Source organism: Bacteroides sp. 1001302B_160321_D4 (assembly GCF_015667765.1).
GTDB lineage: Bacteria > Bacteroidota > Bacteroidia > Bacteroidales > Bacteroidaceae > Bacteroides > Bacteroides xylanisolvens.
Window position 1 is genome coordinate 44,061 of record NZ_JADPLO010000016.1, and the last position, 14,487, is coordinate 58,547.

Genomic DNA, 14,487 nt, shown 5'->3' on the forward strand with positions numbered 1-14,487 from the left:
AGCCATTATTTCTTTAGAGGACGGTTAAGGATATACTTCTGCACTTCCTGCTCTATCTGCGCCTGCGTCTTCACCGGGTTCTGACGCAACCATGCTTCCAGTTCAGCTTTTTCAAAATAAAGCATTTTACCCTGCGGCTTGTAATGGGGTATCAAGTTACCCGAAGTCAGCTTGTACAGGTAGCTTTTAGAAAGGTTCAAGAACCTGCTCGCTTCATCGAAGCTAAGCACGTTCTTTGAAAGGAACACTAAATTTTCGAGTTCTGCAACTCGCTTCTCAATACTTGTTTCCATATAACAAAAGTATTTGCGTTAGACAATATGGAGTGCATGCCCTCCGGTTTCTTGTAATCGATTACGGGGGCAAAAGTATTGAGGAATAGCTTGATAGCGGATTAAGCTATGTTTGAGGTATTAACCTATTCTTAAAGTTTTTTCAGTTGTTTGATATAATTGCTGATGGTTACATAATCTTTTTCATGCTCCACCCCTTTTACATAATTGGCGGCTGTGGCTAAATCACCTTGATTCAGATATTTATCTTTCTTTATATTCTTCGTAACAAACAACTTATTCCTTGCTATGACAGATTGCCAATTAGGTGTTATCAAACCACGATTGCTTAACTCCGAAAAAAGAAAAGCGACTAGCCTGTTGTTATTAGACCTAAATATAACTTTAGGCTTACAAGAAAGTATTGCTTTCAAATCTTCAAAAGTCATAAGAGCATTGAAAATTTCCACTTCATTGATACAATCCACCAACAATGCTATTTGTCTGTCGTTTAAAATAGACTTGAACGGATTTTCTGTTTCAGCAACATGAGGAATAATTTTAGGCTCTTGGCATTTATCTTGAATTGGTTGCAGTTCTTCCTGTTCTTGTTGGAGTTGCATTTCCGCTGGTACCTTACTTTCTTTCTTCTTTCGCAAGTATTCTGAATATCGTTCCAACACAACAGCTTTGACTACCACTGAAAAATAAGGCAGTTCCTCATCATAAACCGTATTATCTTGTTCATACCGGGAATAATCAAATGAAAGTGGATTAAACGACATATATTTTCTTTTCTCATCAGATTTCAAGGATTCATAAAAACCACTTTCCCAAAAGAAATCAGACACAGAATAAAAGTATTGAATGTCATTCAACACAGAATAACGAATATATAACTGCACCAGTTCATCAGCGGTGCGAACGTATTCCTGCTGTTCCAGCTTATCTGCCTGCTCTTCGTCAAAATATAAAGACTTAGAAGCAATGCCATCTATCATAACTTGGCTGGCATGATTGATGCAACGGTTAAATATGCCTTGTATATGGTCGAATTTTATTTTCAGTTCTCTTTCTGTCATAATATCCTATATTTCAGTTAGTAGGAACAAAGATATATTTTTCCGACTAAACAAAGGCAAAAAAAGAAAGAAAGTACGGTTATATCACAATCCCCATACTTTCTTTTTAAATCAATCTGTCAAATTCGGTATCAAGCTTATAGCTTCTTCTTTTTTCTTATCGACAATCTTCGCATAAATTTGAGTTGTGGCAATATTTTTATGTCCCAACAATTTACTTACCGTGTACAAATCAGCCCCTAATGTAAGCATCATAGTAGCATGTGTATGCCGGGCAACGTGAAACGAGATATGCTTAATAACCCCTGCGTCTTTCGCCCATTTTTGAAGTATTTTATTTATAGTTCCCTCATGCGTCAAAGGAAAAATCAAACCATCGCCTTTTGCTTCATTTTGCTGCGGCAACCACTTTAACGCTTCATCGGATATAGGCAGATAAAGCGGTTCTTTTGTTTTCTGCATCTTTATTTCAATTCTAATTCTTTCACCGCTTTTCTGCAAATCGCTCCACTTCAATTTTCTTATATCGCTTACACGCAACCCACACAAACAACTGAAAAGAAAAGCTTGTTTCATTATCTCATACTTGCACTCTGTCCCGATAAGCCGCTTCAACTCCTCTATTGTCAAATACTCCCTGCGGCTGACTTCCGATTTTACCTTACTGGCAAAATCAAACTCTTTCGTTGGATTAACCGTAATAATTCCCTCTTTATAGGCTCTATTTATAGCGGTACGCAGCACTCCATAATAAGCAATAACGGAATTATTACTTAATACGCCTCCAGCTTTTAACAAACCAAACTTACTTGCTTTCTTCGCTTGTTTCAAGAAATCCACAAAGCTATTTAAGAAGTCCTTATCTATATCACGAAAAGCGATATAATCCCCTCTGAACAACTTTAGTTCACGAATGGCATTACCAATAGTCTTTTCGTAATTCAAACTGCCACGTTCTTTAGATTGGCTTCTCATGTTCATTAAATAATCAATCACATTCGCCTTTGACTTGTTAGTGTTCTGAAAGCCGTGTGCATCATTTTGCAACTCTACTATCCGTTTGCTTTGAATGGCTTTTGCAAGAGCCAACGTAGCTTCGTTCTTCGCCTTATCCTCTCTTGTCTTTTCGGGTATAAGGTATAACTTCAAAAATTCATACTGTCGTTTACCGCCAACATAATTTTCTTTTCTAATAATATCACCTGTATAGTAATCCAAATAAATAGACTGGTTACCATTAGCAAGCTGCTTGAATCTAATCCTTACGGGTTCTTTCAATTTAACTTCTTGTTTTTTCTTCGCCATAATTATGTTCTTATTTTGTTACCGATGCAAATATAACTATTTGTTTTGTTACTCCAACGAATACGAGTAACAAAATAGTAACAAAATAAACGCATTTATTAGATTAAACAAGAAAACAAGAGAAATAAAGGAAATTACGCACAACAAAGACAAAGCACTAAATATCAACGTCTTATAGTTTATATTTTATCTCATTTTTTCTTTTCTTCCACAACTGATAACTATTGATGATGTTTTGCCACAACACATACGAACCGGGAGCCACAGAAGACAATGGATTCAAATAAGTATGTGCCATCCAAATAGCCAAAATCGTATTCTTTTGTCCCAACGCCTGCCCGCCACTGATACGGTCATTATAAATTGAGCCGATTATCTTCCCCAAAAAGAACTGCAAACAGCAAGCAATCAGTGCTCCGACAGCAATCATGATTTCCGTAAAACCATCCGCTGGGTCATTGAGCAAGGAATACAACGTCTGCGCTGTTACGATAGCTAAAGATACAGCCCACAAATAAAAAGCAAGTTCATGATAGCCCAATAACTTCTGATGCACCTTTGGCAAACACTTACTCAACAACCAGGCAGCCAAAAAAGGACAAATCAACAACGGAAATACCTTACCTAAAATAACAAGAAACGCCTCCCAAAAAGTGACATCAGGATGCACCTCCACCAAAGGAAAAAGAATAGGCACAGCAATAGCCGCACCGATATTTGCTATCAATGTATAAGTGGTCAGACTGGCTGCACTCCCACCCAACTTGGAAGTAATCACCGCAGCAGCCGTAGCCGTAGGACAAATAATACAAACCATCACTCCCTCTGCTACTATTTTATCAAAGCGATAAAGCAACAAATAAGCAGCCAACGCTCCGCCAATCTGAATCAATAACAACCACAAATGGAGAGGTTTAGGCTTCAAATCACGAGGAGATACCTTACAGAAGGTCAATAGCAACATCGTAAAAATAAGATAGGGAGTCAGAAAAGAAAGGCTGATAAACAGCGGATAACCTATAGCACCTACCAGCATAGCAATAGGTAACGTCCAATTCTTCAAAAACTTAAGCATCGTCGTACATTTTAACTTCGAAGCACAAAGTAACGGAGATTTCAGGAAAAAAGCTACCATTAAACCGAAAAAAACACAAAACTTAATGGCAAATAATGAGTTTTCTACAAATTTCTACTACATTTGCACCGTATTATAGATATGAAACTGAATAGACCGTACATATTATACATATTCATTTGCCTCTGGCTACTTTTTCTACCCTCATGTACTAACCACTTATGGGGGAAGGATTTTGTAGTAGTTATCGACGCAGGACATGGCGGACATGATCCGGGCGCCATCGGCAAAATCTCGAAAGAGAAAAATATCAATCTGAACGTTGCCCTGAAAGTGGGAAATCTGATTAAAAGGAATTGCGACGACGTCAAAGTGATTTACACTCGTAGCAAAGATGTATTCATCCCTTTAGACCGACGCGCAGAAATCGCGAACAACGCGAAGGCTGATCTCTTCATTTCCATTCACACCAACGCACTGGCTAACAACCGTACCGCAAAAGGTGCTTCAACCTGGACACTGGGTTTAGCCAAATCAGACGCTAATCTGGAAGTTGCCAAGCGAGAGAACTCCGTAATCCTCTACGAAAGTGACTACAAAACAAGATATGCCGGTTTCAACCCGAACTCTGCCGAGTCATATATTATATTTGAATTCATGCAAGATAAATACATGGAACAGAGTGTACACCTGGCTTCTCTGATGCAGAAACAATTTCGCCAAACTTGTAGAAGGGCAGACCGTGGAGTGCATCAAGCCGGATTCCTTGTCTTAAAAGCGAGTGCCATGCCGAGCATTCTGATAGAACTAGGATTTATCTCTACGCCCGAAGAGGAGCGCTATCTGAATTCTGAAGAAGGGGCCGGCACCATGGCAAAAGGCATCTACCGTGCTTTCTTAAATTATAAGAGAGAACATGAACTGCGCCTAACAGGAGTCAGCAAAACGATCGTCCCAACCGAACAGGAAGAAGACAATGCCCCGGCAATTGCCCAAAAGGATACCGAAAGTGTGAACACAGCTCCCCAACAGGAAAAGCTATTGGCCGAAGCAAAAACAAAACCTGCCGCGACAGCAAAAACAGCACCGAAACGCCCAATTGTAGTAGAGAGTGCAACCAATGACAGTGAAATTACGTTTAAGATACAGATACTTACTTCTTCCAAACCTCTCGCCAAAAACGACAAACGGCTGAAAGGACTGAAAGATGTAGACTATTATAAGGAAGGGGGAATATACAAATATACGTATGGAGCCTCCGCCGATTATAACAAGGTGTTGCGTACGAAGCGCACCATTACGGCACAATTCAAAGACGCCTTTATCATCGCTTTCCGGAACGGCGAGAAAATGAACGTCAATGAAGCGATTGCCGAATTCAAGAAAAGAAGAAATAAATAAAAAGATAAAATGAAGTACATTACAAAAGAAGTCAGAATAGGTATTGCAGGTATCGTTGCACTATGTGTGCTTATATACGGAATTAACTGGCTGAAAGGTATACACATGTTTCAACCTTCCAGCTATTTCTATGCCAAATTTGAAAATGTAAACGGACTCACCAAATCAAGCCCGGTATTTGCCGACGGTGTTCGTGTAGGTATCGTGCGTGACATCTATTATGATTATGCCAAACCCGGAAATGTAATTGTCGAAGTGGAACTGGACACGGAACTGCGGATTCCCAAAGGAAGTAGTGCCGAGCTTGTATCCGAACTTATGGGAGGCGTACGCATGAATATTCTTCTGGCAAACAACCCGCGCGAAAAATATGCCGTAGGAGATACGATCCCCGGCACACTGAACAACGGAATGATGGAAAGCGCGGCGAAACTGATCCCAAAGGTAGAAGAAATGCTTCCGAAACTGGATTCTATCCTCATCTCTCTGAACAATATATTAGGAGACAAGAGCATCCCTGCCACCCTGCACTCGATAGAGAAGACAACCGCCAACCTGGCAGTAGTCAGTTCGCAGGTAAAAGGGCTGATGAGTAATGACATACCTCAACTCACCAGTAAACTGAACACCATCGGAGACAACTTCGTTGTTATCAGCGGAAATTTGAAAGAAGTAGACTATGCAGCCACTTTCAAAAAAATAGACGAAACGCTGGCTAACGTAAAAATACTTACAGAAAAATTAAACAGCAAAGATAACACAATCGGACTGCTCTTCAACGACCCGACTTTATACAATAATCTGAATGCAACAACTGAAAATGCAGCCAGCTTATTAGAAGACCTGAAAGAGCATCCGAAACGGTACGTTCACTTCTCATTATTCGGCAAGAAAGACAAGTAGCAAATTATCGTTATATAGATTTTATCTAAATAACGAAGGGCTTTCAAAAGAAAGTAGATTGCTCTTCAAATGTCTATCTACAAACCGAAATAATATTCCCGTACAAACGTACAAAAGTGAGAAAAAAGGCTAAAATTATATATATAAGACATTAACATACAGATACTTACAAAACTGCAAGAGAGGGTAAACAGAGTGTGTCCGACAACAAACGCATAAGTCATTGAAAGTAAACACATTATTGTTAGCATGAAAAAAACAAGAAAAAATAGATTTGTTTTTTCCGAATAAGATTCCCAATTTTGCAAACGTAGAAGTTTTGCTTAATTAATAAATGTATTAAAAGTTACTATGATTGAATCAAATCATGTCGTACTTTGGAACCGCTGTCTCGACGTTATTAAAGACAATGTTCCCGAGACGACATATAATACTTGGTTTGCCCCTATTGTTCCGTTGAAATATGAGGACAAAACGTTGATCTTACAGATCCCGAGCCAGTTTTTCTATGAAATACTGGAAGAGAGATTCGTAGATCTTATACGTAAGACATTATATAAGGTCATTGGCGAAGGAACCAAGTTGATGTACAATGTCATGGTGGACAAGACTTCGATTCCGAATCAAACCGTGAATCTCGAAGCAAGCAATCGTTCTACGGCTGTTACTCCCAAAAGCATAATCGGAGGAAACAAAGCTCCCAGCTTCCTACAGGCTCCTGCCGTTCAGGATTTGGACCCGCATTTGAATCCCAATTATAATTTTGAGAACTTCATTGAAGGATACAGCAATAAACTTTCAAGAAGTGTGGCGGAAGCCGTAGCGCAAAAACCGGGAGGGACTGCTTTCAACCCGTTATTCCTTTATGGAGCATCCGGAGTAGGAAAGACGCACCTGGCAAACGCAATAGGCACGAAAATCAAAGAAATTTATCCAGAGAAAAGAGTATTGTACGTTTCGGCACATTTGTTCCAGGTACAATATACGGATTCTGTACGCAATAACACGACCAACGACTTTATTAACTTTTATCAGACGATTGATGTATTAATCATTGATGATATTCAGGAGTTTGCCGGTGTCACCAAGACTCAAAACAACTTCTTCCATATCTTCAATCATTTACACCAGAACGGCAAACAGCTCATATTAACTTCAGACCGTGCTCCTGTATTGTTGCAAGGTATTGAAGAACGCCTCCTGACCCGTTTCAAATGGGGTATGGTAGCCGAGCTTGAAAAGCCGACGGTAGAACTTCGCAAAAACATTCTACGCAACAAGATACACCGCGACGGGTTACAATTCCCGCCAGAAGTGATCGATTATATTGCCGAAAATGTGAATGAAAGTGTACGCGATCTGGAAGGTATCGTCATTGCTATCATGGCTCGTTCCACTATTTTCAACAAAGAAATAGATTTGGATTTGGCACAACACATTGTACATGGCGTGGTTCATAACGAAACAAAAGCGGTTACCATCGATGATATCCTCAAAGTGGTATGCAAGCATTTTGATCTGGAACCGTCTGCCATACATACAAAATCCAGAAAAAGGGAAGTCGTTCAAGCACGACAGATTGCCATGTATCTAGCTAAAAACCACACAGACTTTTCAACTTCTAAGATAGGTAAGTTTATCGGTAACAAAGACCATGCAACGGTACTTCACGCCTGCAAAACCGTAAAAGGACAATTGGAGGTGGACAAAAGCTTTAGTGCAGAAGTACAGGAAATAGAATCGTTACTGAAAAAGAGAAACTGAAATTAAGTATAAAGTATTAAGTATTATCCATGCGGACAGGCTTTATTATGCGGTTTCGCACCAGGGTAATACTTAATACTTTATACTTGAAAAATACTTAATACTTATTTCAAGAATCCTTGCTGGCGAAGTACTTTCAATAGGTTTTCGGACATAAATTCGTTATCTTTCTTTGTGTAACGCACGTCCGTAAAGACTTGAGCCAATGTTTCTTTTTTATTTTCTTCGATAAACTGCTTGTTTTCCGGCAACGATTCTTTGTAGGCATAGAGTTTATCTATTTCTTCCGGTGTATAGTCGTGATATTTTTCATCGTGCACGGCAGCTTCCAAAGGCAAACGATCTACTTGTGCGGGAATACCATCCGGATAACCTACCGTTATTGTGGTAAGAGGGAATACCAGTTCGGGGAGTTGGAGGGTATCAATAATCATTTGAGGATTATAAGTGGTAGTTCCCAAATAACAAATGCCGAGTCCTGCTTCTTCCGCCAGCGTACAAAAAGTCTGCGCAACAAGCAAAGTATCCATAGACGCATTCATAAAAGACATTAAATTATCGTAGCCCGGCACAGCTTTCCGCTGTTCACACCATTTGCTGAAACGACGGAAATCAGCACAAAAAGTCAGTACGACCGGAGCATTTTTTACCATCGGCTGATTGAAATGAGCAGGCGAAAGTTTCTCTTTCATTTCCGCATCGCGAGTCACAATCACACTATAAAGTTGCATCCCACCCATCGTAGAAGCACGGAAAGAGGTTTCAAGCAAATCATTTAACAAAATCGGATTTATATCTTTAGGCAGATATTTCCGGATAGTTCTTCTGTTCTTTACGGTTTCAAACATATCTTTTTTTTGCAAAGATATAAAAAGAAAAAAATAATCCACCACACTAGTGGAATAGAATAGTTTTCTTTTTGGAAAACTTTAACCTTTGAACAAAATTCAATTCTAACTGTTTATCAAACACTTAGCATAAACAAATGGAAAACTTGCAACCTATTAATAAATTAATTCATTTTTATTTTGATAGATGAAAAAACATTCTTAGCTTTGCGCCTACATTTGTTAACGATAAGTAAACTTCTACATATTACTTATTAAAAACGAGATTTAACACAAATTGAATCGTGGAAAAACAGATTTATTCTTACGACGAAGCCTATGAAGAATCTTTACGATATTTTCAAGGCGACGAGCTTGCTGCAAGGGTTTGGGTAAACAAATACGCAGTAAAGGATTCTTTCGGTAATATCTATGAAAAATCCCCGGAAGACATGCATTGGAGAATTGCAAATGAAGTGGCACGCGTAGAATCGAAGTATCCGAATGCGTTGACAGCAAAAGAACTGTATGATTTACTGGATCACTTCAAGTACATCGTCCCCCAAGGTAGCCCGATGACAGGAATCGGTAACGACTACCAGGTTGCTTCACTATCCAACTGCTTCGTTATCGGAGTGGACGGTGCAGCCGACTCTTATGGCGCTATTATCAAAATCGACGAAGAACAGGTACAACTAATGAAAAGACGCGGTGGTGTAGGTCATGACTTATCACACATCCGTCCGAAAGGTTCTCCCGTTAAAAACTCGGCGTTGACTTCTACCGGTCTTGTTCCGTTCATGGAACGATATTCGAATTCCACTCGTGAAGTAGCTCAAGACGGACGTCGCGGTGCATTGATGTTGAGCGTGTCTATCAAGCATCCGGATTCGGAAGCATTCATTGATGCCAAGATGACCGAAGGTAAAGTGACCGGAGCAAACGTTTCTGTCAAGTTGGACGACGCTTTCATGCAGGCTGCCGTAGACGAAAAGCCGTATGTACAGCAATATCCTATCGACTCTGCCCAACCTACATTCACCAAGGAAATCGACGCTTCTACCTTGTGGAAGAAAATCGTTCACAATGCATGGAAATCGGCAGAACCGGGTGTTTTGTTCTGGGATACGATTATCCGTGAATCTGTGCCTGATTGCTATGCAGACCTGGGTTACAGAACGGTATCTACCAACCCATGCGGAGAAATTCCTCTATGTCCTTACGATTCTTGCCGCTTACTGGCTATCAATCTATATTCTTATGTGGTAAATCCGTTCAAACCGGATGCTTATTTTGATTTCGACCTGTTCCAAAAACACGTGGCTCTCGCTCAACGGATCATGGACGATATTATCGACCTCGAACTAGAGAAGATCGAACGTATCATGACCAAGATTGACGAAGATCCGGAAAACGAAGAAGTGAAACATGCGGAACGTGCACTTTGGGAGAAAATCTACAAGAAGAGCGGACAAGGTCGTCGTACCGGCGTAGGTATCACTGCAGAAGGTGATATGCTTGCTGCATTAGGATTGCGCTACGGAACGGAAGAAGCAACGGAATTCTCTGAAAAAGTACACAAGACAGTAGCTCTCGGCGCCTATCGTTCTTCAGTGGAAATGGCCAAAGAACGCGGTGCCTTCGAAATATACAATAGCGAACGTGAACAGAACAATCCGTTCATCCAACGCTTGGCAGCAGCCGACCCGAAACTGTATGAGGACATGAAGAAATATGGTCGCCGCAACATTGCCTGCCTGACGATTGCTCCAACCGGAACGACCAGTTTGATGACGCAGACCACCTCGGGTATCGAGCCTGTATTCCTGCCTGTTTACAAACGTAGAAGAAAGGTGAACCCGAACGATACGAATGTTCATGTAGACTTTGTAGACGAAACAGGGGACGCATTCGAAGAATACATCGTATTCCATCATAAATTTGTTACTTGGATGGAAGCTAACGGATACGATCCGGCCAGACGTTACACCCAGGAAGAAATTGACGAACTGGTTGCCAAATCTCCTTATTACAAAGCGACTTCTAACGATGTCGACTGGTTGATGAAGGTGAAGATGCAGGGAAGAATCCAGAAATGGGTAGACCACTCTATCAGCGTAACCATCAATCTGCCGAACGATGTGGACGAGGATTTAGTAAACCGCCTGTATGTAGAAGCATGGAAATCCGGCTGTAAAGGTTGTACCGTATATCGTGACGGTTCACGCTCCGGAGTGCTGATCTCTACGAAATCGGATAAGGACAAGAAAGAAGGACTTCCTCCTTGCAAACCGCCTACGGTTGTAGAGGTACGTCCGAGAATATTGGAAGCAGACGTTGTCCGTTTCCAGAACAACAAGGAAAAATGGGTAGCTTTTGTCGGATTATTGGACGGACACCCTTATGAAATATTCACTGGTTTGCAAGATGACGACGAAGGTATCTTGCTGCCTAAGAGCGTGACTTGCGGACGTATCATTAAAAATGTGGATGAAGACGGTACCAAACGTTACGACTTCCAATTCGAGAACAAACGCGGATATAAGACGACCATTGAAGGATTGTCAGAGAAGTTCAACAAGGAATACTGGAACTATGCAAAATTGATTTCCGGCGTGCTTCGCTACCGGATGCCGATTGAACAGGTTATCAAACTGGTTGGCTCTCTGCAATTGAACAGTGAAAGTATCAACACTTGGAAAAACGGTGTAGAACGTGCATTGAAGAAGTATATTCAGGATGGAACGGAAGCCAAAGGTAAGAAGTGCCCGAACTGTGGCAACGAGACATTGGTTTATCAGGAAGGCTGTCTGATTTGTACTACTTGCGGCGCTTCCAGATGTGGATAATAGTCCTACGTATGTTAATTAATATATAAACAAAAGATTAAAAGGAGTCCGGTGCGGCTCCTTTTATTTTTTATTCAAAAAAATGTCTTATACTTGCAGTGTCTTACATATACAATCAAAATCTAATATATATGATTCTATCATTTAATATTGAATACCGCACCAATTGGGGAGAAGAAGTAAGGATTTCCGGCTTATTTCCGGAATCAATTCCTTTACACACCACCGATGGTATCTATTGGACGGCAGAACTTGAGCTTGAAGTCCCTCAAGAAGGGATGACTATCAATTATAGCTATCAGATAGAGCAAAACGGAATAGTTATCCGCAAGGAATGGGACAGTTTTTCGAGATCTATTTTCTTATCAGGCAGCTCCAGGAAGATATACAGAATCAATGATTGCTGGAAAAATATCCCGGAACAACTGTATCTTTATAGTTCTGCTTTTACAGAAGCCTTACTGGCACATCCTGAAAAAGAGAATATCCCGCAAAGATATAAGAAGGGACTGGTTATCAAGGCCTACGCCCCACGTATCAACAAAGATTATTGCCTGGCAATTTGTGGCAACCAGAAATCATTAGGTCACTGGGACCCGGAGAAAGCGGTGCTGATGAGTGATACCAATTTCCCGGAATGGCAGATAGAGCTGGACGCCAGCAAACTAAAATATCCGCTGGAATATAAATTCATCCTCTACAACAAACAGGAAAAGAAAGCAGACTGCTGGGAGAAAAACCCTAACCGCTATCTGGCAGACCCGGAACTGAAGACCAACGAAACGCTCGTGATTTCCGACCGATATGTTTATTTCGACATTCCCGCATGGAAAGGGGCAGGAATCGCTATACCCGTATTTTCTTTAAAATCAGAGAAAAGTTTCGGAGTAGGTGATTTCGGCGACTTGAAACGTATGGTCGACTGGGCAGTAAATACTCGCCAGAAAGTTATTCAGATTTTACCGGTCAACGACACCACCATGACTCATGCATGGACGGACTCTTATCCTTATAACAGCATTTCTATTTATGCTTTCCATCCGATGTATGCGGATATCAGGCAAATGGGAACTCTGAAAGATAAAGAAGCGATATCGAAATTCAGCAAGAAGCAAAAGGAACTGAACAGCCTCCCTGCTATTGACTACGAAGCGGTCAACCAAACTAAATGGGAGTTTTTCAACTTACTGTTCCGACAGGAAGGAGAAAAGGTATTGGCTTCCAAAGGTTTCAAAGATTTCTTTGAAACGAACAAGGAATGGCTGCAACCTTATGCAGTCTTTAGTTATCTGCGCGATGCCTACAAAACGCCCAATTTCCGCCAATGGCCGCGACACTCTGTTTACCAAGCGGAAGATATAGAAAAAATGTGCCAACCGGGAACGGCAGATTATCCTCACATCTCGTTGTATTATTATATCCAGTATCATCTGCATCTGCAGTTGTTGTCTGCAACCGAATATGCCCGCCAACACGGTGTTGTATTAAAGGGGGATATTCCGATTGGTATCAGCCGCAACAGCGTGGAAGCCTGGACAGAACCCCATTACTTCAATCTCGACGGACAAGCGGGTGCTCCGCCCGATGATTTCTCGATCAACGGGCAAAACTGGGGATTCCCCACATACAACTGGGATGTCATGGAAAAAGACGGATACCGCTGGTGGATGAAGCGTTTTCAAAAAATGGCGGAATACTTCGATGCTTACCGGATCGATCATATCCTCGGTTTCTTCCGTATTTGGGAAATACCGATGCACGCTGTACACGGATTGTTAGGCCAGTTTGATCCTTCTTTGCCGATGAGCCGGGAAGAAATCGAAAGTTATGGTCTAACGTTCCGCGATGAATATCTGCTACCATTCATCCATGAATCTTTCCTCGGACAGTTGTTCGGACCGCATACCCATTTAGTCAAACAGGACTTTCTTCAATTGGTTGATGACTCCGGACTTTATCGGATGAAACCGGGATTCGAAACACAACGGGAGGTAGAACAATTCTTTGCCGGTAGAAATGATGAAGATAGTGTATGGATTCGGGAAGGGCTTTATTCATTAATCAGCAACGTCTTATTTGTTGCGGATAAGAAAGAGGAAGGTAAATACCACCCGCGCATCGGTGTGCAACGGGATTTCGTATTCCGGTCGCTGAACGAAGAAGAGAAAAATGCGTTTAACAAACTATACGATCAATATTATTATCATCGGCACAACGAGTTCTGGTATCAACAGGCTATGAAGAAGTTACCTCAACTGACACAGTCAACCCGCATGTTGGTTTGTGGAGAAGATTTGGGGATGATTCCTGCTTGTGTGTCGTCGGTGATGAATGAGCTCCGGATTCTTAGTCTGGAAATTCAGCGAATGCCTAAGAATCCGATGCATGAATTCGGGCATTTAAATGAGTATCCGTACCGGTCTGTCTGCACAATCTCCACTCACGATATGTCTACGTTGCGTGGCTGGTGGGAAGAAGATTATCAACAGACCCAACGTTACTATAATGCAACGTTAGGACATTACGGAGTTGCACCGACAACTGCCACCCCGGAGTTGTGCGAGGAAATCGTACGCAACCATCTCAACAGTAATTCCATTCTCTGTATCTTGTCTTTCCAGGATTGGTTATCAATAGACGGGAAATGGAGAAATCCGAATGTGGCGGAAGAGCGAATTAATGTTCCATCCAATCCACGAAACTACTGGAGATACCGGATGCATCTCACTCTGGAACAGTTGATGAAAGCAAAAACACTCAATGATAAGATTAGCGAATTGATTAAATACACAGGAAGAGATCCGAATAAATAGAATAAAAGGTACAAGTAACTTTCAAAAAGGATATTTTCCGGACACTACCGACGCGGATAACACTAGATTAAGAACGCTAAAAATCTATGTGATCCGCGTCATTCGTTTTTCAAGGATATATTGATAACAGAGGTAAAATAAGGAGTTTCAAAACATAGTCAACCGTTTTTTTCGCAATAATATCATTACTATATAT

The 14,487-nt window shown here is 41.1% G+C and carries 10 protein-coding genes; 5 read left to right on the forward strand and 5 right to left on the reverse strand.

What is annotated here, in order from left to right; translation table 11 throughout:
* Nucleotides 1–5: 5 nt before the first annotated feature.
* The 4 genes from KFO40_RS08640 to KFO40_RS08655 all read right to left on the reverse strand — a co-directional run bounded on the left by KFO40_RS08640 (nt 6) and on the right by KFO40_RS08655 (nt 3,794).
* Nucleotides 6–293 (reverse strand): helix-turn-helix domain-containing protein, encoded by a 288-nt coding sequence (locus KFO40_RS08640; protein WP_120141312.1) that lies wholly within the window; start codon nt 291–293, stop codon nt 6–8.
* A 131-nt stretch (nt 294–424) separates the two neighbouring features.
* Nucleotides 425–1,354, reverse strand: a complete 930-nt coding sequence (locus KFO40_RS08645; RefSeq protein WP_120141313.1) for a hypothetical protein — start codon at nt 1,352–1,354, stop codon at nt 425–427.
* Nucleotides 1,355–1,465: 111 nt separating this feature from the next.
* The gene (locus KFO40_RS08650; RefSeq protein ID WP_057259046.1) at nt 1,466–2,659 is read right to left on the reverse strand and encodes a site-specific integrase; all 1,194 of its coding nucleotides are present in this window, start codon (nt 2,657–2,659) and stop codon (nt 1,466–1,468) included.
* Nucleotides 2,660–2,831: 172 nt separating this feature from the next.
* Complete coding sequence (locus KFO40_RS08655) at nt 2,832–3,794, reverse strand: bile acid:sodium symporter family protein (protein ID WP_211146268.1); 963 nt, start codon at nt 3,792–3,794, stop codon at nt 2,832–2,834.
* A gap of 81 nt (nt 3,795–3,875) precedes the next feature.
* On the opposite strand from KFO40_RS08655, the gene KFO40_RS08660 reads away from it, so the two are divergent.
* The 3 genes from KFO40_RS08660 to dnaA all read left to right on the forward strand — a co-directional run bounded on the left by KFO40_RS08660 (nt 3,876) and on the right by dnaA (nt 7,802).
* Nucleotides 3,876–5,135 (forward strand): N-acetylmuramoyl-L-alanine amidase, encoded by a 1,260-nt coding sequence (locus tag KFO40_RS08660; RefSeq protein ID WP_128858777.1) that lies wholly within the window; start codon nt 3,876–3,878, stop codon nt 5,133–5,135.
* 9 nt (nt 5,136–5,144) lie between these two features.
* Nucleotides 5,145–6,038 carry an MlaD family protein gene (locus tag KFO40_RS08665; RefSeq protein ID WP_004299349.1) on the forward strand — a complete coding sequence of 298 codons (894 nt, stop codon included), beginning with the start codon at nt 5,145–5,147 and terminating at the stop codon, nt 6,036–6,038.
* Between the two features lie 351 nt (nt 6,039–6,389).
* Nucleotides 6,390–7,802, forward strand: coding sequence for a chromosomal replication initiator protein DnaA (gene dnaA, locus KFO40_RS08670; protein ID WP_004299347.1), 1,413 nt, complete (start codon nt 6,390–6,392; stop codon nt 7,800–7,802).
* A gap of 104 nt (nt 7,803–7,906) precedes the next feature.
* Here dnaA and KFO40_RS08675 read toward each other — a convergent pair whose 3' ends face one another.
* Nucleotides 7,907–8,650 carry an NADPH-dependent oxidoreductase gene (locus KFO40_RS08675; protein WP_128858778.1) on the reverse strand — a complete coding sequence of 248 codons (744 nt, stop codon included), beginning with the start codon at nt 8,648–8,650 and terminating at the stop codon, nt 7,907–7,909.
* Nucleotides 8,651–8,934: 284 nt separating this feature from the next.
* On the opposite strand from KFO40_RS08675, the gene KFO40_RS08680 reads away from it, so the two are divergent.
* Both KFO40_RS08680 and KFO40_RS08685 read left to right on the forward strand, forming a co-directional pair.
* Nucleotides 8,935–11,478, forward strand: a complete 2,544-nt coding sequence (locus KFO40_RS08680) for an adenosylcobalamin-dependent ribonucleoside-diphosphate reductase (protein ID WP_004299345.1) — start codon at nt 8,935–8,937, stop codon at nt 11,476–11,478.
* A 131-nt stretch (nt 11,479–11,609) separates the two neighbouring features.
* On the forward strand, nt 11,610–14,291 hold the full coding sequence (locus tag KFO40_RS08685; protein WP_151934589.1) for a 4-alpha-glucanotransferase: 2,682 nt from the start codon (nt 11,610–11,612) through the stop codon (nt 14,289–14,291).
* The last annotated feature ends 196 nt before the right edge of the window (nt 14,292–14,487 follow it).